This is a genomic window from Pseudomonas sp. SMV7, from assembly GCF_052041995.1.
Lineage (GTDB): Bacteria > Pseudomonadota > Gammaproteobacteria > Pseudomonadales > Pseudomonadaceae > Aquipseudomonas.
Window position 1 is genome coordinate 190,673 of sequence record NZ_JBKGGT010000008.1, and the last position, 18,925, is coordinate 209,597.

The window sequence follows — 18,925 nt, forward strand, 5'->3', positions numbered from 1 at the left end:
AAAATTTCGGCGATTCTAGAAACCGCTCCGGGCCGGGTCAACCGTTGAGCCTCGCTTGCGATATATCTTGGCGTTATCAGAAGGTGTCCTTCCAAGACCTCAAGGCAGCAAAAACAGCGACATGCGAGGGGTTTGAATGTCCCTTCCATTCGTCTGCTTTTTGTTTAACTAATGTTTCAGAGGTGCGCAGGAAGGGATTCGTCAGGCGTTCCAGGCCGATCGTTGATGGCAAGGTGATGCAATTGTCGGCACGCAAGCGGGTAACGTCCGCGAACCGCTGCTGAACATGCAGGTTGCCAGGTTCCACCGCCTGGGCGAAACGCAGGTTGCTCAAGGTGTATTCATGGGCGCAGTACACCTCGGTGTGCGCAGGCAGCGCCGCCAGGCGGGCCAGGGCCGGCTGCATCTGCTCGGGGGTGCCTTCGAACATGCGTCCGCAACCGGCGGCGAACAGGGTGTCGCCACTGAACAGCACGGGGGTTGCCGGCTGGTCGCTGAAGAAGGCGATATGGCCTAGGGTGTGACCGGGCACGGCCAGCACCTGGAAGGTCACATCCAGCACGCTCACCTGGTCGCCATCGTCCAGCGCCAGGTCACGGCACGGAATGCGTTCCCGGGCCGGGCCGCACACCCGCGCCCCGGTCAGTTGCTTGAGCCGTTCCACGCCGCCGACGTGGTCATGGTGATGGTGGGTGACGAGAATGTCGCTCAGCACCCAGCCCGGGTGCGCCGACAGCCAGCCTTCCACTGGGCCGGCATCTCCCGGATCGACCACCGCGCAGCGGCGTTTGGCAGTATCCTGTAACAACCAGATGTAGTTGTCGGAGAAAGCGGGGAGAGCATCGATCTGTATCATGGTGCGGATCCGATTCGCCTAGCGTGGCACATGAGGGCATCTTAGCCGCGATGGCGCGGTGCGAGAACCTTCGAGGGAGAGCGCAATGACCGACCAAGCCTTTGCCCAGGCCGACCCGGACTGGGTCAAGCTGATCAGCCTGGCCCGTGAGTGGTTCAACGGCCCACTCGGCCAGCTGATGCTCAAGGAGGAGGAAAAACTGCTGGAAGAAGAGCTCGGGCGCTTCTTCGGCGGTTACCTTGTTCACTATGGGCCGTGCGCCGAGCCGCCACCCAGCGCCCCGCAGGTGCAGCGCAACGTGCGCCTGGGCGCGCCGCTGCCAGGGGTGGAGATCGTCTGTGAAGAACAGGCCTGGCCGCTGAGCGAGCACGCCGCCGACGTGGTGGTGCTGCAGCATGGCCTGGATTTCAGCCTGTCACCCCACGGTTTGCTGCGCGAGGCCGCCAGCGCGGTGCGCCCTGGCGGGCACCTGTTGATTATCGGCATCAACCCATGGAGCGGTTGGGGCGTGCGCCATCTGTTCAGCCATGGCGCCTTGCGCAAGGCCCGCTGCATCTCTCCTTCGCGGGTGGGTGACTGGCTCAACCTGCTGGGCTTCGCGCTGGAGAAACGCCGCTTCGGGTGCTATCGTCCGCCGCTCGCCTCTGCCGCCTGGCAACAGCGCCTGGCGGGTTGGGAACGCCTGGCCGGGGGCTGGCAGGGCTCCGGTGGCGGCGTCTACCTGCTGGTTGCGCGCAAGATGGTGGTAGGCCTGCGGCCGCTGCGCCCGGAACGTCGCGAACCGATGGGCAAGCTGCTGCCGCTGCCGCTGGCCAAGGTCAACCGCACGGCGGTCAATCCGGACACTGAAAAGCACTGAACATGAGTGGTACATGAGCGAAAGCGTCGAGATGTTTACCGATGGTGCCTGCAAGGGCAACCCCGGCCCGGGCGGCTGGGGGGTCCTTATGATCTACAAGGGCGTCGAGAAGGAACTGTGGGGCGGCGAACGCGAAACCACCAACAACCGCATGGAACTGATGGCGGCGATCCAGGGGCTGATGGCGCTCAAGCGCGAATGCGAGGTGGTGCTGACCACCGACTCGCAGTACGTGATGAAGGGCATCAACGAATGGATGGTCAACTGGAAGAAGCGCGGCTGGAAGACCGCAAGCAAGGAACCGGTGAAGAACGCCGACTTGTGGCAACTGCTGGATCAGCAGGTCAACCGCCACAAGGTGACCTGGAAATGGGTACGCGGGCATATCGGCCACCCCGGCAACGAACGCGCCGACCAGCTCGCCAACCGTGGGGTCGATGAGGTGCGCGCGCAGCGCTGAGCTGGGGTACAATCGCCACCTTTGTGACTGATGCAAGTTGGAGCGCCCCGCGTGGAGCAGCAGCAAGATAAGCGGTTTGTCATTCTCGATACCGAAACCACGGGTATGCCGGTCAGCGAAGGCCACCGGATCATCGAGATCGGCTGTGTCGAGGTGATCGGTCGGCGCCTGACCGGGCGGCACTTCCATGTCTACCTGCAGCCGGACCGCGAGAGTGACGAGGGCGCCATCAACGTCCACGGTATCACCGATGCCTTCCTGGTCGGCAAGCCACGCTTTGCCGATGTCGCCGAGGAATTCTTCGAATTCATCCAGGGCGCTACGCTGGTCATCCACAACGCGGCGTTCGACGTTGGCTTCATCAACAACGAGTTCGCCCTGCTGGGCCAGCACGACCGCGCCGACATCTCGCAGCACTGCACCGTCCTCGACACCCTGCTGCTGGCGCGCGCGCGCCATCCGGGGCAGCGCAACAGCCTCGATGCGCTGTGCAAACGCTACGACATCGACAACTCGGGCCGTGAACTGCACGGCGCACTGCTCGACTCGGAACTGCTGGCTGACGTCTACCTGGCGATGACCGGTGGCCAGACCAGCCTGTCGCTGGCAGGCCACGGTGCCGACGCCGGGGATGACGGCCAGGCGGCGGCTGGCAGCGAGATCCGCCGGATTGTCGGGCGTGCACCGGGGCGGGTGATCATGGCCAATGCCGAGGAGCTGGAGGCGCATGCCGAGCGCCTGGCGGCGATTGCCAAGTCGGCTGGTGGGCCCGCGATGTGGCAGGTGCTGACCGAGACGCCTGCCGGTTGATAGCCTGCCGCGAGGTGTTGCGGCCGCGTTGCGGCCCTTTCGCGACACGAGGCCGTTCCTGCAGCTAACCTCATTGGGACTCCATGTCCTTCGGAGGTAGCCACCTGATGTACAAGGACCTCAAGTTCCCCATCCTCATCGTCCACCGTGCCATCAAGGCCGACAGCGTTGCCGGCGAGCGTGTGCGCGGTATCGCCGAGGAGCTGAGCCAGGACGGCTTTACCGTCATCAAGGCCGCCGACCACGCCGAAGCGCGCCTGGTCGCCACCACCCACCACGGCCTGGCCTGCATGCTGATCGCCGCCGAAGGTGTCGCCGAGAATACCCACTTGCTGCAGAACATGGCCGAGCTGATCCGCCTGGCTCGGCTGCGTGCGCCCAACCTGCCGATTTTCGCCCTGGGCGAGCAGGTCACCCTGGAAAATGCCCCTGCCGAAGCCATGAGCGAGCTGAACCAGCTGCGTGGCATCCTCTACCTGTTCGAAGACACCGTGCCGTTTCTCGCGCGCCAGGTCGCCCGTGCCGCGCACACTTACCTCGATGGCCTGTTGCCGCCGTTCTTCAAGGCCCTGGTGCAGCACACCGCGCAATCCAACTATTCCTGGCACACGCCGGGCCACGGTGGCGGTGTGGCCTACCGTAAAAGCCCGGTGGGCCAGGCTTTCCATCAGTTCTTCGGGGAGAATACCCTGCGCTCGGACCTGTCGGTTTCGGTGCCGGAACTGGGCTCGCTGCTCGACCACACCGGTCCCCTGGCCGCGGCCGAGGCCAGGGCGGCGCGCAACTTCGGCGCCGACCACACCTTCTTCGTCATCAATGGCACCTCCACCGCCAACAAGATCGTCTGGCACGCCATGGTTGGCCGTGACGACCTGGTACTGGTGGACCGCAACTGCCACAAGTCGGTGGTGCATGCGATCATCATGACCGGCGCCATCCCCCTGTACCTGTGCCCCGAACGCAACGAACTGGGGATCATCGGGCCGATCCCGCTCAGTGAATTCAGCCCCGCGTCGATCCAGGCGAAGATACAGGCCAACCCGCTCGCGCGCGACCGCGGGCAGCGCATCAAGCTGGCAGTGGTGACCAACTCCACCTATGACGGCCTGTGCTACCACGCCGGGCTGATCAAGCAGACCCTCGGCGCCAGTGTCGAGGTGCTGCACTTCGACGAGGCCTGGTTCGCCTACGCGGCGTTCCACGGCTTCTTTACCGGGCGCTACGCCATGGGCACGGCCTGTGCGGCAGACAGCCCGCTGGTGTTCAGCACCCATTCCACCCACAAGCTATTGGCCGCGTTCAGCCAGGCCTCGATGATTCACGTGCAGGACGGGGCCAGGCGCCAACTGGACCGGGACCGCTTCAACGAAGCGTTCATGATGCACATTTCGACCTCGCCGCAGTACAGCATCCTCGCCTCGCTGGACGTGGCCTCGACCATGATGGAAGGCCCGGCCGGGCATTCACTGCTGCAAGAAATGTTCGACGAGGCCCTGAGTTTCCGCCGCGCCCTGGCCAACCTGCGCGAGCACATTGCCGCAGACGACTGGTGGTTCAGCATCTGGCAGCCGCCGGGCACCGAAGGCATCCATCGCCTGGCCGCGCAGGACTGGCTACTGCAGCCGGGCGCCGAGTGGCACGGTTTCACGGAAGTGGCGGATGACTACGTGCTGCTCGACCCGCTGAAAGTGACGCTGGTAATGCCCGGCCTGAGTGCGGGCGGTGCGCTGGGCGAACATGGCATCCCGGCGGCGGTGGTCAGCAAGTTCCTCTGGGAGCGCGGGCTGGTGGTGGAAAAGACCGGCTTGTACAGCTTCCTGGTGCTGTTCTCCATGGGCATTACCAAGGGCAAGTGGAGCACGTTGCTTACCGAGTTGCTGGAGTTCAAGCGCCACTATGACGGCAACACAGCGCTGAACGACTGCCTGCCCAGCGTAATGGCTGCCGATGCGTCCCGCTACCAGGGCATGGGCTTGCGCGAGCTGTGCGACCAGTTGCATGGCTGCTACCGCAGCAATGCCACCGCCAAGCAACTGAAGCGGCTGTTCACCTGCTTGCCGGAGGTCGCCATGAGCCCGGCCAGTGCCTATGACCAGATGGTGCGTGGCGAAGTGGAGGCGGTGCCGATCGAGGCGCTGTCGGGGCGGGTGGCGGCGGTGATGCTGGTGCCGTACCCGCCGGGCATCCCATTGATCATGCCGGGGGAACGGTTCACCGAAGCGACCCGCTCGATACTCGACTACCTGGCCTTTGCCAGGGCGTTCAACCAGGGCTTCCCAGGCTTTCTCGCCGACGTGCATGGCCTGCAGAGCGAAAGTGGCCGCTACACGGTGGATTGCATCAAGGAATGCGAATGAGCTCGACGCCGCTGCGGGCCAGTTCGAAGCGGTTTTCACCCAGGTGGTTGACCTTGTCGCCGATGGCCAGGCGGTAAGTGGTGATGGGCGCGCCCAGCGTGCTGCCGTCCACTTGCAGGGTCGACTCCTGAAACTCGTGCACGGGGTAGATGCGGCCTTCGGCGTCACGGGCGTGAAATTGGCCGACCATTACTGCTGCCATTTGTGGGAAAACCTCTGAATTTCGTAGGGAATGTCTGAACGGATAGACCGTGGAACCGCCTCGGAAGTTTTCGCCCGCCGGAAAAAAAACCAAAGTGGCGAACAACGGTCATCTATAACTACAACGTCCCTTTACCCAGCAAAGGTTGGAAATTGCCATGACCCAGGTGTATTCGGTAGCAGTCGTCGTCGGTAGCTTGCGCAAGGACTCCTACAATCGCAAGGTTGCCCGCGCACTCTCGGAGCTGGCGCCGTCCAGCCTGGCCCTGAAGATCGTCGAGATCGGCGACTTGCCGCTGTACAACGAGGATGTCGAGGCCGATGCGCCGCCGCAATCGTGGAAGCGTTTTCGCGATGAGATCCGCCGCAGCGATGCAGTGCTGTTCGTCACCCCGGAGTACAACCGTTCGGTGCCGGGCTGCCTGAAGAATGCCATCGATGTCGGCTCGCGGCCCTACGGGCAAAGCGCCTGGAGTGGCAAGCCGACGGCGGTGGTCAGTGTATCGCCGGGAGCCATTGGTGGCTTTGGTGCCAACCATGCCGTGCGGCAGTCGCTGGTATTCCTGGACATGCCATGCATGCAGATGCCCGAAGCCTACATTGGCGGTGCGGCGAGCCTGTTCGACGAGGCCGGCAAGCTCAACGACAAGACCCGGCCGTTCCTGCAGGGGTTCATCGACAAGTTCGCTTCGTGGGTGAAGTTGAACAGGGCGGTTTGACCGCCTTGAGCGGCCTGGTGTCGCGAAGGCTGCGCAGCAGCCCTTTCGCGACACCAGGCCAGCTGTGTGCAGCGCTTCAGCGGAAGCTGTAGGAAACCCCGGCATACACGGCGAACCCTTCGCCCGGTGTCGAGCGGGCCACGTCCTTGCCCGCGTCGTTGTAGCCGGGTGTCACCGTTGCCGCATAGCGCTTGTTGGTCAGGTTGCGCAGGTCAAGCCAGGTCTGCCAGTCCTGTTTCGGTGAATTCCAGCCGAGGCGCGCGCCGAGCAAGGCATAGGCGTCGGCGTGGTAGCTGTTGGCATAGTCGACTTGCACCTTCGATGCCATCTGCGTGTTGACCGCCGCGTAGAACCCGCTGGGCCAGTCATGGCGCAGCTCGGCCTGGTAGTAGTGCATCGGGATGCCGGGCAGGCGGTTGTCGCCGAACTGGTCGTCGTCGCGGTAGTGGAAGTCACTGAAGGTGTAGGCCTGGCGCAAGCTGAGCCTGCCAGCCCCGGCGCGTTCCCATAGCGTGCTGTCGAGGCCTGCCTCCACCCCCTGGTGCACGGTGGCGCTGGCATTGAATTCCTTCGCCGGAGCGCCCTGCAGGATTTCCACGGCCAGCAGTTCATGTCGCACCTGCGCGTAGTACCAGGCCAGGTCCCAATGGCCTATTGCCGAATCGCCGCGCGCGCCCAGCTCCAGCGTGGTGGCTGTCTGGTTCTGCATTTCGATCGGTTGGTAGGCAGTCGGCGCGCTCCAGATCAGCGCCCAGGGATGTGGCGGTTCGACCGAGCGGCTCAGGTTGCCGTACACCTGCAGGTCCGGGTGGATGTCATAGCGCAGCCCCAGGCGAGGTGCATAGTCCCAGTCATGCAGGCTTACCTTGCCGCCTTCGGCAGGGTAGGTGACCGCACTTTCGCGGCGAGTGTAGATCAGCGCCAGGCCAGTGGTCAGCCACAGGTCCGGCACCAGTTCCAGGGCATTGCCGGCATGCAGCACGGTGTCCGAACCCTGGTAGGTGAAGTCGCGGGTACGCTTGCCGAACACGTCACCCGTCCGTTCGAATTGCGAGGCGCCGCTGTTGGGCAGGTGCTTGGTGGTGCGCCAGCCAACGGTGGTCTTGCTGTCGTGGCCCATCAGGGTGTCACGGCGGAAGTAATTCAAGGTGCCACTGACATCGGTGTAGGCCACCTTCAGGCGCATCGGGCCTTCGCGCAGGTCCATCGGGTAGTCGTGGTAGACCAGGCCGGCTTCCAGGCGTGCATCGTCGTCGAGGTAGAAGGTGGTCTTGTTGCCCAGCCAGGTGCTGCCCGGCTGAGGGCGGCTGTCGTCGCGGGCCAGGTAGTTCGGGTTGGCAGCGCGGGGGTGGTGCTTGATCTGCTCCTTGGTCAGGCGCCCGGCCAGTTCGTTCTCGGTTTCCCGATAACGCAGGTAGAAGCGGGTTTCCAGGTCAGGGTTGAAGCGGTAGCCGAAGTTGGCGGCAACGCCTTTCGCACTGCCGCTGCTGTGCGCCTGGTAGCCGTCATACTCCGAATCGGTCAGCGCCAGGTAATAGTCGAAGTTGCCCAGTACCTGGCCCGAACTCACCTGGCGGTGCTGATAGCCACGGCTGCCGACTTCGTAGCGCACCTGCAGCGGCGCCGCGTCGTAGCCGGTGTGGGTGATGTAGTTGAGTGCTCCGCCCAGGGCCAGCGCGCCCTGGTCAAAGCCATTGGCACCACGCAGCACTTCGGCACGGCTCAGCCACAGCGGCTCGAACAGTTCGTACGGCGTACCGCCCGGACCGGTCAGGGGCAGGCCGTCGAACAGCGTGTAGACCCCGGAGCCATGGGCCCCTGGGGCGCGGTTGATGCCCGAGCCGCGGATCGACAGCTTGATGCCATCGTTGCCAGCCGATTGGGCGAATACCCCGGGCTGGTAGGCGAGCACGTCCTGGTTGCTTGCGACCCGGCCTTGTCCTGCACGCTGCATGTCCACCAGATTGGTCGCCCCAGGCACCTCGCGCAGGCGTTCGCGGGCTGCGCCCAGGTCATTCTGCTCCTCGTCCGTGATCAGCACCTGGCCCAGTTCGACCGAGGAGGCCGCCGCAGCCTGGTTGGCGGCCAAGGCGGCCAGCAGGCCAAGGCAGGACGATAGGGGCAAAACGCAACGCATTGTACGACTCCAGGCGACAGGGCAAAGGACAACGGCGTTGAGACGAGCGAAATCGCGAATAAAGCACGAAGGAATCCGGCAAATTTGCTGCTGGTTTCATCAGGAGTGGTTGTACGAAAGTTCTCTACAAACCGCAGTAGTAGAGCCGCACGGCACGCGCTTCGTAAGGTGGCGGCAGACCGGCAGCGATGCCTGACTCAATCACCTGCGGAGTTCAAACATGAATGACAACCCTCGATGCGCGCAGCAACCTTTGGCGGACGCCCCGGTTCGCCTGACGCCACGTGAACAGCAAGTCCTGTTGTGATGTGCCTACGGCAAAAGTTCCTGGGAGATTGGCCAGATCCTGGCGTGCATGGAATCGACGGTGAACCTGACAATACCTGCAGAACAGGCAAGGCAGATAAAAAAACACCCCGCATCAGCGGGGTGTCTTGTTTTGCCGGGGTAATCAGCCGATCAGTTGCAGGCCCGCCTGCTGGACCATTTCCAGCAGCGGCTGCGGGTACACGCCAAGCACGAAGGCGAGAATGGCGATGGCCAGCAGCATGACGCCGCCGGTGCGCTGTTCCCACTTCAGCGGGGCGTCGTGGCGACGCAGGTTCGGCTCGACCAGGTACAGGGTGACCATGACGCGCAGGTAGTAGTAGACACCGATGGCGCTACCGATCACCAGCGCACCGACCAGCCACCACAGGTGCGACTCGACGCCGGTGGCGATGATGTAGAACTTGCCGATGAAGCCGGCAGTCAGCGGGATACCGGCCAGCGACAACATCATCACGGTCAGGACTGCGGTCAGGTACGGACGGCGCCAGAACAGGCCGCGGTACTCGTACAGCGCATCGGCGTCACGGCCGCCATAAGGCGACGACATCAGGGTGATGACACCGAACGCGCCGAGGCTGGTGATCACGTAGGTGACCAGGTACACGCCCATGGCTTCCAGGGCCAGGCCTTTGCTGGCCACCAGGGCGATGACCAGGTAGCCGAAGTGGGCGATGGACGAATAACCGAGCAGGCGCTTGAGGTTGCTCTGGGTCAGTGCCAGCAGGTTACCAATCAGGATCGAGGCCACGGCAATCACCGCAAGCACGGTGCTCAGCACGCCGCTGCTGGCCGCAGGGGAGAGCATGAACAGGCGTACCACCACGGCGAACACCGCCACCTTGCTGGCAGTGGCCAGGAACGCGGCGACCGGCGCCGGGGCGCCTTCGTAGACGTCCGGGGTCCACAGGTGGAACGGTACCAGCGACAGCTTGAAGGCCAGGCCGACCAGCATCATGGCCAGGCCCAGCTGGGCCAGCAGGCTTGGCATGCTGGTGGCAGCCAGGGCCTTGCCGATCTGGTCGAAGCTCAGGCTGCCGGCGTCGGCATACAGCAGGGCCATGCCGAACAGCAGGAACGCCGAGCCGGCGGCCGAAAGCACCATGTACTTGATGCCGGCCTCGAGCGAGCGCTTGTTGAAGAAGGCATACGCCACCAGGCCGTAGACCGGTACCGACAGCAGCTCGAGGCCGATGAACAACCCGGCCAGGTGGTTGGCGCTGACCAGCACCAGGCCGCCGAGGGCCGACATCAGCAACAGCAGGTAGAGTTCTTCGCGGTTGCCCGGGAAGCCCTTGGCGCCTTCGCCGAGGTAGGCGTGGGCGAGGGTGACGCAAGCCAGCGTGGCCACCAGCATGATCGCCATGTACAGGCAGGCGAACTTGTCGATGGTCACCAGCGAGGTGACCGCCAGCGGCGCAACCTTCAGCGCCGGCAGGATCGACAGCAGGGCCAGGTTGAGGCCCACGGTGGACAGCAGGAAGGTCTGCGAGTGGTTGCGCTTCCAGGCGATCGCCAGCATCACCACCACCGTGGTGATGGTGGTGATCAGCATCGGCGCCAATGCGATGAAGTGTTGAGTGGTGAATTCCATAGCGCTCTTACCGGGCCGAAGCGAGTTGAGTGAAAGCGGAACCGAGCCACTGCTGCACACCACTCATGGTGGCGGCAGAGGTGTCGAGGAACGGCTGCGGATACACGCCCAGCAGGATCAGCAGTACTGCCAGACCCAGGACCATGATCAGCTCGCGACCGTCCATGCCGGCCAGCACGCTGTCGGCCTTGGCCGGGCCGAAGTAGGCGCGGTGGATCATGATCAGCGAGTACACCGAACCGAACACCAGGCCAGTGGTGGCGATCACGGTGATCCACGGCACGCTGGCGAAGCTGCCGATCAGGATCAGGAATTCGCCGACGAAGTTGCCGGTGCCGGGCAGGCCCAGGGAGGCGGCGGCGAAGAACAGGCTGATGGCCGGCAGGTAGGCGATGCGGTGCCACAGGCCGCCCATTTCGCGCATGTCACGGGTGTGCAGGCGCTCGTACAGCTGGCCGGCCAGGATGAACAGCGCGGCAGCCGACAGGCCGTGGGCCAGCATCTGGATCACCGCGCCTTGCAGCGCCTGCTGGCTGCCGGAGTAGATACCGATCAGCACGAAGCCCATGTGCGAGACGCTGGAGAACGCGACCAGGCGCTTGATGTCGGTTTGCGCGAAGGCCAGGAAGGCGCCGTAGAAGATACCGATCAGGCCCAGGGTCATGGCGATCGGCGCGAACTCGGCCGAGGCATTCGGGAACAGCGGCAGGGCGAAGCGCAGCAGGCCGTAGGCCGCAGTCTTCAGCAAGATACCGGCGAGGTCCACGGAACCTGCGGTCGGCGCCTGGGCGTGAGCGTCAGGCAGCCAGGAGTGGAACGGCACCACCGGCAGTTTCACCGCGAAGGCGATGAAGAAGCCCAGCATCAGCAGGTACTCGGTACCGGCTGGCAGTTCGGCTTTCAGCAGGTCGCTGTAGTTGAAGGTGATCACCCCGGTGTTGGTGTAGTTGACCAGCACCAGGCCGAGGATCGCCACCAGCATGATCAGGCCGCTGGCCTGGGTGAAGATGAAGAACTTGGTCGCCGCGTAGATCCGGGTCTTCTTGCCGTCTGCCGAGCTGTGACCCCAGAGCGCGATGAGGAAGTACATCGGCACCAGCATCATTTCCCAGAAGAAGAAGAACAGGAACAGGTCCAGGGCCAGGAACACACCGACCACGCCGCCGAGGATCCACATCAGGTTGAGGTGGAAGAAGCCGACGTGGCGCTGGATTTCTTTCCAGGAGCACAGTACCGACAGCACACCGAGCAGGCCGGTGAGCAGGATCATCAGCAGCGACAGGCCGTCGAGGGCCAGGTGGATGCTGATGCCGAAGCGCTGGATCCACTGGACTTTGTATTCCAGGGCCCAGGCCGGCTCGGCGCCAGGAGCAGGGGCGAGGGTGTAGTCGCCGTTGGCCCACAGCCACAGGCCGATGCCGAGCAGCAGGGACATGGTCAGCAGCGCGATCCAGCGCGGCAGGGTGGCGCCGAAGCGCTCACCCAGCCAGCACAGGAAGCCGCCGATGAAGGGGATCAGGATCAGCCAAGGCAAAATCATGACGGGTTGGTTTCCTTTGGCAAAGTCGCAAGATTCATAGTCATACCGCAGCCACTACCACGGCACCGAGCACCAGCACGGCACCCACGGCGATAGAGGCGGTGTACCAGCGCAGCTGGCCAGTCTCGGTCTTGCTCATGGCGACGTGGCCGCCACGCGCCATCCGAGGAATCAGGCCGATGGTGCGGTCAACCGGGTCCTTGCGAAGGATATGGCTGATCAACAGGTACGGTTTGACGAAGAGCTTGTCGTAGATCCAGTCGAAGCCCCAGGCAGCGAACCACCAGGCCGACAGGACACGGCCGATGCCACTGTTGGCCACGGCGCTGACGAAGCGGCGCTTGCCCAGGAACAGCAGGGCCGACAGCAGGATACCGGCGATGGCAATGGCACCCGAGGTGATCTCCAGCGCGTGCTTGGCTTCGCCACCGGCGTGGCCGGCGCTTTCCGGCAGCACGCCTGCCAGCGGCGGGGTGATCCAGGCGCCGACGAAGGTCGACAGCACGATCAGCACGCCCAGCGGCAGCCAGTGGCTGATGCCGTGGCCCGCGTGGGCTTCGGTCTTGGCTTCGCCGTGGAAGGCGATGAAGATCAGGCGGAAGGTGTACAGCGAGGTCATGAACGCGCCGACCAGGCCGGCATACAGCAGGCCGGTGTTGCCGCTGGCGAAGGCTTCCCAGAGGATCTCGTCCTTGGAGTAGAAGCCCACGGTCACGATCGGCAGGGCGGCCAGGGCAGCGCCACCGACCACGAAGCTGGCGTAGGCCAGCGGCAGTTTCTTCCACAGGCCGCCCATCTTGAAGATGTCCTGCTCGTGGTGGCAGGCAACGATCACCGCACCGGAAGCCAGGAACAGCAGGGCCTTGAAGAAGGCGTGGGTCATCAGGTGGAAGATCGCCGCGTCCCAGGCACCCACGCCCAGGGCGAGGAACATGTAGCCGATCTGGCTCATGGTCGAGTAGGCGAGGATACGCTTGATGTCGGTCTGCACCAGCGCGGCGAAGCCGGCCAGTACCAGGGTCACGCCACCGACCACGCCAACCAGGTGCAGGATGTCCGGCGCCAGCAGGAACAGGCCGTTGGTGCGGGCGATCAGGTACACGCCCGCGGTCACCATGGTTGCCGCGTGGATCAGTGCGGAGACCGGAGTCGGGCCGGCCATCGCGTCGGCCAGCCAGGTCTGCAGTGGCAGCTGCGCCGATTTACCGACCGCACCACCCAGCAGCATCAGCGTGGCCAGGACCATCCAGGTGTCGCCAGCCTGGAACTTCTGCGGTGCCAGCACCAGCAGCTGCTGCACGTTCAGGGTACCCAGCTGGGCGAACAGGATGAACAGGCCGATGGCCATGAACACGTCGCCGATGCGGGTGACGATGAACGCCTTGAGTGCCGCGTTACCGTTGTTGCGATTGCTGTAGTAGAAACCGATCAACAGGTACGAGCACAGGCCCACGCCTTCCCAGCCGAAGTAGATGAACAGCAGGTTATCGCCGAGGACCAGGAACAGCATGCTGGCGATGAACAGGTTGGTGTATGAGAAGAAGCGCGAGTAACCGGCTTCACCACGCATGTACCAGGACGCGAACAGGTGGATCAGGAAGCCGACACCGGTGACCACGCCGAGCATGGTCACCGACAGGCCATCCAGGTAGAGGGTGAAGCTCGGCGCGAAGCCGTCCACCGACATCCACTGCCACAGCAGCTGGCTGTATGCGCCGCCTTCCGGCGGGGCAACGTTGAATTGCCAGATGACGTAGGCCGCCACGGCGGCCGACAGGCCCACCGAGCCGACGCCGATCAGGGCCGACAGGTTCTCCGAGAAGCGCCCGCGCGAGAACGACAGCAGCAGGAAGCCGAGGAGGGGGAAGACGAAAGTCAGGAAGAGAAGGTTCATCCGCGCATCTCACTGGCAGCATCGATGTCGAGAGTGTGGAAGCGGCGATACAGCTGCAGCAGGATGGCCAGGCCAATACTGGCCTCGGCGGCTGCCAGGCTGATCACCAGAATGAACATCACCTGGCCGTCGGGCTGGACCCAACGGGCACCGGCGACGATGAACGCCAGCGCAGAGGCGTTCATCATGACTTCCAGGCTCATGAGCACGAAGAGGATGTTGCGGCGGACCATCAGGCCAACCAGACCTAAGCAGAACAGGATGCCGGCGACCGCCAGACCATGCTCGAGAGGGATAGCACCCATGATTTACTCCTTCGCCTCGTTGCGGCCCAGGTGGAAGGCGGTGACGGCTGCCGCCAGCAGCAGCATCGAAGCCAGTTCGACCACCAGCAGGTACGGGCCGAACAGGCTGATGCCCACGGCTTTCGGGCCCACGCTGGTACCGCTGATGGCGGCGCCGCTCGGGGCGACGAACAGCACGTACAGCAGCTCCAGCAGCAGCAGGGCGGCGAGGATCACCGGCCCGGCCCAGATGCCCGGCTTGAGCCAGCCGCGTTCCTGGGCGACCGAAGCCGGCCCGAGGTTGAGCATCATCACCACGAACACGAACAGCACCATGATGGCGCCGGCGTAGGCGATCACTTCCAGGGCGCCGGCGAACGGCGCACCCAGGGCGAAGAAGATCATGGCCACGGAAATCAGCGAAATGATCAGGTAAAGCAAGGCGTGCACGGGGTTGGTACCGGTCACCACCCGAAGGGTGGAGAGCACGGCGATCCCGGATGCGAAGTAGAAAGCGAATTCCATCTTTCTGTCCTTATGGGAGCAAGCTCTTCACGTTGATCGGCTCGGCTTCGTTCTGTGCAGCGCCTTTCGGCTTGCCAGCGATCGCCATACCCGCAACACGGTAGAAGTTGTAGTCAGGGTTCTTGCCGGGGCCGGAAATCAGCAGGTCTTCTTTCTCGTACACCAGGTCCTGACGCTTGAACTCGGCCATTTCGAAATCCGGAGTCAGCTGGATCGCGGTGGTCGGGCACGCTTCTTCACACAGGCCGCAGAAGATGCAGCGCGAGAAGTTGATGCGGAAGAATTCCGGGTACCAGCGGCCGTCCTCGGTCTCGGCCTTCTGCAGCGAGATGCAGCCGACCGGGCAGGCCACCGCGCAGAGGTTGCACGCCACGCAGCGCTCCTCGCCATCGGGGTCGCGGGTGAGGACGATGCGGCCGCGGTAGCGCGGCGGCAGGTACACGGGTTCTTCGGGGTACTGCAGGGTATCGCGCTTGCGGAACCCGTGGGAGAACACCATGGCCAGGCTGCGCAGCTGGGTGCCGGTGCCCTTAACGATGTCGCCGATATACTTGAACATGGGTCAAATCCTCACTGGGCCGCGACGGCTGGCGCGTTGTAGAGCACGAGCGCAGCGGTCACCAGCAAATTGATCAGGGTCAGCGGCAGGCAGAACTTCCAGCTGAAGTCCATCACCTGGTCATAGCGTGGGCGCGGGATCGAGGCGCGCAGCAGGATGAACAGCATGATGAAGAATGCGGTCTTCAGCGCGAACCACAGGAACGACAGCTGCGGCAGGATGCCGAACGGGCCGTGCCAGCCGCCGAAGAACAGGGTCACCAGCAGTGCCGAGATGAGGATGATGCCGATGTACTCACCGACGAAGAACATGCCCCATTTCATGCCGGCATACTCGATGTGGTAGCCGTCGGCCAGTTCCTGTTCCGCTTCCGGCTGGTCGAACGGGTGACGGTGAGTCACGGCGACGCCAGCGATGAAGAAGGTGCAGAAGCCGAAGAACTGCGGAATGATGAACCACAGGTTCTGTGCCTGGTAGTCGACGATGTCGCGCATGTTGAACGAGCCCACCTGCACCACCACGCCCATCAGCGCCAGGCCCAGGAACACTTCGTACGACACGGTCTGGGCCGAGGCACGCAAGCTGCCCAGCAGGGCGTACTTGTTGTTCGACGACCAGCCGGCGAACAGCACCGCGTACACCGACAGACCGGCCATGGCGAAGAAGAACAGCAGGCCGATGTTGAGGTCGGCGACGCCCCAGGTCGGGGTGATCGGGATGACCACGAAGGCGATCAGCAGGGCGCTCATGGCCACCACCGGTGCCAGGGTGAAGATCACGCGGTCGACGAAGGGTGGGTTCCAGTCTTCCTTGAAGAACATCTTCAGCATGTCGGCAGCGATCTGGAACATGCCGAACGGGCCGACGCGGTTCGGACCGTAACGGTCCTGCCACCAGCCCAGCAGGCGACGCTCGACGAAGCTGAGCAGCGCACCGCAGACCACCACCGCCAGCAGGACCACGATGGCCCGCAGCACGGAGAGGATCACATCGATCACTTCGGGGGTGAACCAGCTCATTGTGCCGCCTCCTGCAGACCTTCGACGGATGCACCGAAGATGGCTGGCGGAATGCCGGCCAGGCCTTTCGGCAATGCGACCAGGCCAGCGCCCAGCTGTTCATTGATGCGCAGCGGCAGGCGCAGCGCCACACCGCCGACCGTCAGGCTCAGCAGGGCGCCGTCGTTGACGCCCAGGCGGTCGGCTTCGGACTTGGCCAGGGCGACATAGGCAGCCGGGATGCGTTCTTGCACCGGGGCGGCGCGCGAGGAGCTTTCTTCGCTGCCGAACAGGTGGAAGAACGGCACCGCGGTCCAGGTGCCACGGGCCGGGTTGAAGGCCCCCGGAATGCGGGTGAACCAGTTCAGGCGGTCGCCTTGCGATTCGATCAGGCGCACGCCCGGGTCACCGGCGCGCAGGTGGCCACCGACCTCGTCCTGGAACTTGTTCCAGGCCTGCGGCGAGTTCCAGCCCGGCGACCAGGCGAACGGCACCTGCTGGCGCGGTTCGGCGGAGCCCGAGTAGCCTTCCATGGAGAAGGCGAACGCGGTGTCCTTGTCCTGCGGGGTACGTGGCTCGTGCACGCTGATGTTGGCGCGCATGGCGGTACGGCCGGAATAACGCAGCGGTTCGCGGGCCAGCTTCAGGCCCTTGATGCGGAACGCGGCAGATGGCGCGGCGTTGACGATGCCAGCCAGTTGCGGGGCGGCTTCGGCGCAGGCGCTGGTGACGTGGTCGAGCTGGGTCCAGTCGACCGGCTTGTTCAGCAGGGTGGCACGCAGGGCGTGCATCCAGCGCCAGCCTTCGTGAACCAGGATGCTGCTGTCCAGGTACTGCGGGTCGAACACCTGGAAGAAGCGCTGGGCACGGCCTTCCTGGCTGACCAGGGTACCGTCGCCTTCGGCGAACGAGGCGGCCGGCAGCACCAGGTGCGCGCGGTCGACGGTCGCGGTTTTCGAGTGGTCGGCAACGATCACCACCTTGGCCGCGGCCAGGGCTGCGTCGACCTTGGCCGCTGGCACGCGGGTGTACAGGTCGTTTTCCAGCACCACGATGGCGTCGGCCGTGCCGCTGATGACGGCATCCAGCGCAGCGTCGACGGACTCGCCACCGAGCATGGCCATGCCCAGGCTGTTGGCTTCAGGCACCACCAGGCTCAGCGAACCGTTCTTCTCACGCAGCTTCAGGGCCTTGGCGATGTTGGCGGCGGCTTCGATCAGCGCCGGGTCGGCCAGCGAGGTACCGGCGACTACCAGTGGGCGCTGGGCAGCGACCAGGGCGTCGGCGATGCGCTGGGCCAGTGCTTGCGCTTCGGCGTCCAGGCCAGCCACGGCAGGCGCGCTCGGGTCGATGGCGTGGGCCACGGCGAAACCGATGCGGGCCAGGTCGGCCGGGGCGGCGTGCACGCATTCTTCGGCGACGTCGTCCAGCTTGGTTTCCGCCAGCGAAGCGATGAACAGCGGGTACAGCGCGTGCTGGCCGATATTCTTCACCGCCGCGTCGAGCCACGGCTGCACCTTCATCGCTTCGGCCATGGCCTCGGCCTTGCCCTTGGTGGCCTGGCGCACGGCCAGGGCGACGCGGGCAGCGGTCTGGGTCAGGTCTTCGCCGAGCACGAACACGGCGTCGTGGTCTTCGATGTCGCGCAGGGTCGGCACTGGCAGCGGGCTGTTGTTCAGCACGTCCAGGGCCAGGCGCACGCGGGCCAGTTCGCCGGCTTCCATACCCGAGTAGAAGTACTCGGCGCCGACCAGCTCACGCAGGCCGTAGTTGCTTTCCAGGCTGGCGCGCGGCGAGCCGATACCGACGATGGTACGCCCGCGCAGCAGGTCGGCGGCCTTGTCCAGGGCGGCGTCCAGGCTCAGCTTGGTGCCGTCGGCCAGTTGCGGCTGGCGTGGGCGATCCTTGCGGTTGACGTAGCCGTAGCCGAAGCGGCCACGGTCGCACAGGAAGTACTGGTTGACCGAACCGTTGAAGCGGTTTTCCACCCGGCGCAGTTCGCCGTAGCGCTCGCCCGGGCTGATGTTGCAGCCGCTGGAGCAGCCGTGGCAGATGCTCGGGGCGAACTGCATGTCCCACTTGCGGTTGTAGCGCTCGGAGTGGGTCTTGTCGGTGAACACGCCGGTCGGGCAGACCTCGGTCAGGTTGCCGGAGAATTCGCTTTCCAGCACGCCGTCTTCGACGCGGCCGAAGTACACGTTGTCGTGGGCGCCGTATACGCCCAGGTCGGTACCACCGGCATAGTCCTTGTAGTAGCGCACGCAGCGGTAGCAGGCGATGCAGCGGTTCATCTCATGGGCGATGAACGGGCCGAGGTCCTGGTTCTGGTGGGTACGCTTGGTGAAACGGTAGCGGCGCTCGTTGTGGCCGGTCATTACCGTCATGTCCTGCAGGTGGCAGTGACCGCCTTCCTCGCACACCGGGCAGTCGTGCGGGTGGTTGGTCATCAGCCATTCGACGACGCTGGCGCGGAACGCCTTGGACTCTTCATCGTCGATGGAGATCCAGGTGCCGTCGGAGGCAGGGGTCATGCAGGACATGACGATACGACCACGGGTGTCGTTCTCGTCGGTGTACTGCTTGACCGCACATTGCCGGCAGGCGCCAACGCTACCAAGCGCCGGGTGCCAGCAGAAATAAGGGATGTCGAGGCCGAGCGACAGACAGGCCTGTAACAGGTTGTCTGCACCGTTGACTTCGAGCGCTTTGCCGTCTACGTGGATAGTGGCCATTGTTCAAAGTTCTTCGTTGGCCCGCGTGAGCGGGCGTGGCTAATGGAAATCGGTGAGCTTGCGACACGCCACG

16 protein-coding genes and 1 pseudogene are annotated in these 18,925 nt (G+C 64.4%); 6 read left to right on the forward strand and 11 right to left on the reverse strand.

What is annotated here, in order from left to right; translation table 11 throughout:
• Nucleotides 1-76: 76 nt before the first annotated feature.
• Complete coding sequence (gene gloB / locus ACLEJP_RS12645) at nucleotides 77-856, reverse strand: hydroxyacylglutathione hydrolase (protein ID WP_440806845.1); 780 nt, start codon at nucleotides 854-856, stop codon at nucleotides 77-79.
• 85 nt (nucleotides 857-941) lie between these two features.
• Here gloB and ACLEJP_RS12650 point away from each other — a divergent pair, with 85 nt between their 5' ends.
• The 4 genes from ACLEJP_RS12650 (at nucleotide 942) to ACLEJP_RS12665 (ending at nucleotide 5,342) form a co-directional block, all read left to right on the forward strand.
• Complete coding sequence (locus tag ACLEJP_RS12650) at nucleotides 942-1,715, forward strand: class I SAM-dependent methyltransferase (RefSeq protein WP_440806847.1); 774 nt, start codon at nucleotides 942-944, stop codon at nucleotides 1,713-1,715.
• Between the two features lie 13 nt (nucleotides 1,716-1,728).
• The gene (gene rnhA, locus ACLEJP_RS12655; RefSeq protein ID WP_186674758.1) at nucleotides 1,729-2,175 is read left to right on the forward strand and encodes a ribonuclease HI; all 447 of its coding nucleotides are present in this window, start codon (nucleotides 1,729-1,731) and stop codon (nucleotides 2,173-2,175) included.
• Nucleotides 2,176-2,226: 51 nt separating this feature from the next.
• Nucleotides 2,227-2,985 carry a DNA polymerase III subunit epsilon gene (gene dnaQ, locus ACLEJP_RS12660; protein WP_440806848.1) on the forward strand — a complete coding sequence of 253 codons (759 nt, stop codon included), beginning with the start codon at nucleotides 2,227-2,229 and terminating at the stop codon, nucleotides 2,983-2,985.
• A 107-nt stretch (nucleotides 2,986-3,092) separates the two neighbouring features.
• Nucleotides 3,093-5,342, forward strand: a complete 2,250-nt coding sequence (locus ACLEJP_RS12665; protein WP_440806882.1) for an Orn/Lys/Arg decarboxylase N-terminal domain-containing protein — start codon at nucleotides 3,093-3,095, stop codon at nucleotides 5,340-5,342.
• Here ACLEJP_RS12665 and ACLEJP_RS12670 read toward each other — a convergent pair.
• Nucleotides 5,326-5,544, reverse strand: a complete 219-nt coding sequence (locus ACLEJP_RS12670) for a hypothetical protein (protein ID WP_225778501.1) — start codon at nucleotides 5,542-5,544, stop codon at nucleotides 5,326-5,328. The genes ACLEJP_RS12665 and ACLEJP_RS12670 overlap by 17 nt on opposite strands.
• 157 nt (nucleotides 5,545-5,701) lie before the next feature.
• Between ACLEJP_RS12670 and ACLEJP_RS12675 the strand changes: the two genes are divergently transcribed.
• Nucleotides 5,702-6,262: an NADPH-dependent FMN reductase gene (locus ACLEJP_RS12675; protein WP_225778500.1), complete on the forward strand. Its 561-nt coding sequence runs from the start codon at nucleotides 5,702-5,704 to the stop codon at nucleotides 6,260-6,262.
• A 76-nt stretch (nucleotides 6,263-6,338) separates the two neighbouring features.
• Here the strand turns inward: ACLEJP_RS12675 and ACLEJP_RS12680 are convergent, their stop codons facing one another.
• Nucleotides 6,339-8,399, reverse strand: coding sequence for a TonB-dependent receptor family protein (locus ACLEJP_RS12680; protein ID WP_440806849.1), 2,061 nt, complete (start codon nucleotides 8,397-8,399; stop codon nucleotides 6,339-6,341).
• A 220-nt stretch (nucleotides 8,400-8,619) separates the two neighbouring features.
• Here ACLEJP_RS12680 and ACLEJP_RS12685 point away from each other — a divergent pair.
• Nucleotides 8,620-8,781, forward strand: a pseudogene (locus ACLEJP_RS12685) (LuxR C-terminal-related transcriptional regulator); the annotation flags it as partial.
• Nucleotides 8,782-8,850: 69 nt separating this feature from the next.
• Here ACLEJP_RS12685 and nuoN read toward each other — a convergent pair.
• The 8 genes from nuoN to nuoG are packed head-to-tail and all read right to left on the reverse strand — an operon-like array spanning nucleotide 8,851 to nucleotide 18,852.
• Nucleotides 8,851-10,320: an NADH-quinone oxidoreductase subunit NuoN gene (gene nuoN / locus ACLEJP_RS12690; protein WP_225778493.1), complete on the reverse strand. Its 1,470-nt coding sequence runs from the start codon at nucleotides 10,318-10,320 to the stop codon at nucleotides 8,851-8,853.
• A gap of 7 nt (nucleotides 10,321-10,327) precedes the next feature.
• Nucleotides 10,328-11,860: an NADH-quinone oxidoreductase subunit M gene (gene nuoM / locus ACLEJP_RS12695; RefSeq protein ID WP_170030746.1), complete on the reverse strand. Its 1,533-nt coding sequence runs from the start codon at nucleotides 11,858-11,860 to the stop codon at nucleotides 10,328-10,330.
• A gap of 40 nt (nucleotides 11,861-11,900) precedes the next feature.
• Complete coding sequence (gene nuoL, locus ACLEJP_RS12700; RefSeq protein ID WP_289133343.1) at nucleotides 11,901-13,754, reverse strand: NADH-quinone oxidoreductase subunit L; 1,854 nt, start codon at nucleotides 13,752-13,754, stop codon at nucleotides 11,901-11,903.
• A complete protein-coding gene (gene nuoK / locus ACLEJP_RS12705; protein WP_008096201.1) occupies nucleotides 13,751-14,059 on the reverse strand; it encodes an NADH-quinone oxidoreductase subunit NuoK in 309 nt (102 codons plus the stop codon). Before nuoK ends, nuoL begins: the two co-directional genes overlap by 4 nt.
• Nucleotides 14,060-14,062: 3 nt before the next feature.
• The gene (gene nuoJ / locus ACLEJP_RS12710; RefSeq protein WP_440806853.1) at nucleotides 14,063-14,563 is read right to left on the reverse strand and encodes an NADH-quinone oxidoreductase subunit J; all 501 of its coding nucleotides are present in this window, start codon (nucleotides 14,561-14,563) and stop codon (nucleotides 14,063-14,065) included.
• Nucleotides 14,564-14,573: 10 nt separating this feature from the next.
• Nucleotides 14,574-15,122: an NADH-quinone oxidoreductase subunit NuoI gene (gene nuoI, locus ACLEJP_RS12715; protein ID WP_016488223.1), complete on the reverse strand. Its 549-nt coding sequence runs from the start codon at nucleotides 15,120-15,122 to the stop codon at nucleotides 14,574-14,576.
• A gap of 11 nt (nucleotides 15,123-15,133) precedes the next feature.
• On the reverse strand, nucleotides 15,134-16,141 hold the full coding sequence (gene nuoH, locus ACLEJP_RS12720) for an NADH-quinone oxidoreductase subunit NuoH (RefSeq protein WP_186674746.1): 1,008 nt from the start codon (nucleotides 16,139-16,141) through the stop codon (nucleotides 15,134-15,136).
• Nucleotides 16,138-18,852: an NADH-quinone oxidoreductase subunit NuoG gene (gene nuoG / locus ACLEJP_RS12725; protein WP_440806856.1), complete on the reverse strand. Its 2,715-nt coding sequence runs from the start codon at nucleotides 18,850-18,852 to the stop codon at nucleotides 16,138-16,140. The genes nuoH and nuoG overlap by 4 nt, the downstream gene beginning before the upstream one ends.
• Between the last annotated feature and the right edge of the window lie 73 nt (nucleotides 18,853-18,925).

What these genes read in the sequence shown, in the direction of transcription:
- gloB (WP_440806845.1), bottom strand. Translation starts at nt 856, where the DNA reads ATGATACAGATCGATGCTCTCCCCGCTTTCTCCGACAACTACATCTGG.
- ACLEJP_RS12650 (WP_440806847.1), top strand. Translation starts at nt 942, where the DNA reads ATGACCGACCAAGCCTTTGCCCAGGCCGACCCGGACTGGGTCAAGCTG.
- rnhA (WP_186674758.1), top strand. Translation starts at nt 1,729, where the DNA reads ATGAGCGAAAGCGTCGAGATGTTTACCGATGGTGCCTGCAAGGGCAAC.
- ACLEJP_RS12665 (WP_440806882.1), top strand. Translation starts at nt 3,093, where the DNA reads ATGTACAAGGACCTCAAGTTCCCCATCCTCATCGTCCACCGTGCCATC.
- ACLEJP_RS12670 (WP_225778501.1), bottom strand. Translation starts at nt 5,544, where the DNA reads ATGGCAGCAGTAATGGTCGGCCAATTTCACGCCCGTGACGCCGAAGGC.
- ACLEJP_RS12675 (WP_225778500.1), top strand. Translation starts at nt 5,702, where the DNA reads ATGACCCAGGTGTATTCGGTAGCAGTCGTCGTCGGTAGCTTGCGCAAG.
- ACLEJP_RS12680 (WP_440806849.1), bottom strand. Translation starts at nt 8,399, where the DNA reads ATGCGTTGCGTTTTGCCCCTATCGTCCTGCCTTGGCCTGCTGGCCGCC.
- nuoN (WP_225778493.1), bottom strand. Translation starts at nt 10,320, where the DNA reads ATGGAATTCACCACTCAACACTTCATCGCATTGGCGCCGATGCTGATC.
- nuoM (WP_170030746.1), bottom strand. Translation starts at nt 11,860, where the DNA reads ATGATTTTGCCTTGGCTGATCCTGATCCCCTTCATCGGCGGCTTCCTG.
- nuoL (WP_289133343.1), bottom strand. Translation starts at nt 13,754, where the DNA reads ATGAACCTTCTCTTCCTGACTTTCGTCTTCCCCCTCCTCGGCTTCCTG.
- nuoK (WP_008096201.1), bottom strand. Translation starts at nt 14,059, where the DNA reads ATGGGTGCTATCCCTCTCGAGCATGGTCTGGCGGTCGCCGGCATCCTG.
- nuoJ (WP_440806853.1), bottom strand. Translation starts at nt 14,563, where the DNA reads ATGGAATTCGCTTTCTACTTCGCATCCGGGATCGCCGTGCTCTCCACC.
- nuoI (WP_016488223.1), bottom strand. Translation starts at nt 15,122, where the DNA reads ATGTTCAAGTATATCGGCGACATCGTTAAGGGCACCGGCACCCAGCTG.
- nuoH (WP_186674746.1), bottom strand. Translation starts at nt 16,141, where the DNA reads ATGAGCTGGTTCACCCCCGAAGTGATCGATGTGATCCTCTCCGTGCTG.
- nuoG (WP_440806856.1), bottom strand. Translation starts at nt 18,852, where the DNA reads ATGGCCACTATCCACGTAGACGGCAAAGCGCTCGAAGTCAACGGTGCA.